The following is a 708-nucleotide window of genomic DNA, read 5'->3' as shown; positions in this document are numbered from 1 at the left end:
CACCGCCGCGACGAAACCGTAGCCGATCAGCATCCAGGTGATCTGGATCCCGGTGAAGCTGAAGGCCTTGGCCCAGACCGGGTCGGCGGCGATCTGCCCGCCCAGCCAGATCGAGCCCAGCAGCAACAGCACGCCGATCAGCGAGATTTCACCGATGCGGCCCGGGCGGATGTAACGCATGTAGACGCCCATGAACATCGCGATCGGGATGGTCGCCATCACCGTGAAAATCCCCCACGGGCTCTCGGCCAGGGCCTTGACCACGATCAGCGCCAGCACCGCGAGGATGATGATCATGATCAGGAAGCAGCCGAACAGCGCGATGGTGCCGGGGATGCGGCCCATTTCCTCGCGGACCATGTCGCCCAGGGAACGACCGTTACGACGGGTGGACAGGAACAGGATCATGAAGTCCTGCACGGCCCCCGCCAGCACCACGCCGGCGATCAGCCAGAGCGTGCCGGGCAGGTAGCCCATCTGCGCCGCCAGAACCGGCCCGACCAGCGGCCCCGCGCCGGCAATGGCGGCGAAGTGGTGACCGAAGAGGATGTGCTTGTTGGTCGGGACGAAGTCCAGGCCATCGTTGTTGAGCACGGCAGGGGTGGCCCGGCGCGCATCGAGTTGCATCACGTTGTTGGCGATGAAGAGGCTGTAGTAGCGGTAGGCGACCAGGTAGATGGCCACGGCTGCGACGACGATCCAGAGGGC

The 708-nt window shown here is 65.4% G+C and carries 1 protein-coding gene; it reads right to left on the bottom strand.

The annotated features are described in order from the left end of the window. A partial coding sequence (locus tag ACODTO_RS29545) for a carbon starvation CstA family protein (RefSeq protein WP_489107474.1) occupies window positions 1–708 on the bottom strand: 708 nt, incomplete at both ends.

The organism is Pseudomonas sp. FG13 (assembly GCF_057809755.1).
Note: the sequence above shows the minus strand (reverse complement) of the source record. Positions and strands in the feature narration are given on the sequence as shown.